This is a genomic window from Streptomyces sp. NPDC045778 (genome assembly GCF_056431945.1).
Genome location: NZ_JBWKJZ010000079.1, coordinates 1 through 1031 on the forward strand (window position 1 = coordinate 1; position 1031 = coordinate 1031).

The 1031-nt window shown below is 68.4% G+C and carries 1 protein-coding gene; it reads right to left on the reverse strand.

What is annotated here, in order from left to right:
- The coding region (locus AC07GB_RS39800) for a sensor histidine kinase (RefSeq protein WP_478854480.1) at window positions 1-983 on the reverse strand (983 nt) is incomplete at its 3' end.
- Between the last annotated feature and the right edge of the window lie 48 nt (window positions 984-1031).

Consider the following 1031-nt stretch of genomic DNA (forward strand, 5'->3'; position numbering starts at 1 on the left):
AGCTCCACCCGCTGCCGCAAACCCTTCAACCCACTCCCCGACCCACTCGACGCCAACTCCCGGTCCACCACACCCCGCGGCGCCGTATTCCGCACCCTCAACCGCACCCGATCCGCCTCATACCGCACCTCCACCCACACCCCACACCCAGGCGCGTGCTTCCGCACATTCGTCAACCCCTCCTGCACAATCCGATACGCCGTCCGCGCCACCACCGGCGACGACACCGAACGATCCCCCACCTCACTCAACTCCACCTCAACCCCCACCGCCCGCGACTCCTCCACCAACACCGACAACCCCAAATCACCCACCCCCACACCACCCGCCACACCACCCGAATCACCCACCGCCCCCACCACACCCGCCGCACTCTCCGGCGACCTCAACACCCCCACCAAATCCCTGAGCTCCTCCAACGCCTGACACCCCGCAGCCCGCAACCCCTCCGCCTCCGCCCGCACCCGCTCATCCGTCGACACCACCCGCAACGCCCCCGCCTGCAACACCATCAACGACACCCGATGCGTCACCACATCATGCATCTCCCCCGCAAGACGCACCCGCTCCTCCGCCCGCGCCCGCTCCGCCAACAAAAACTGCTCCCGCTCCGCCCGCTCCGCCCGCTCCGTCAACGCCGCGATCAACCCCCGCCGCGCCGCCACATACATCCCCAACAACGCCGGCACCGCCGTCAACAACACCCCCGACGCCACCACCGCAAACGACAACTGCCACAACCGCGTCGCCACCAACGTCAACACACCCGTCAACACCCACGCACCCCGCGGCCGCGACGAATACACCACCGCCGAATACGCCGCAAACGGCGCCGCCAACGGCACCCACACCCCCGACCCATCCACCGACGTCACCAACAACCCCGGCGCCAACCACACCGACAACGACATCAACACCGCCGACACCGTCGCCACACCCAACACCAACAACGGCCACACCCGCCGCACCACCAACACCACCACCACAACCACCTGCAACCCCAACCCCGCCCACGGCCCGAACCGCGGATG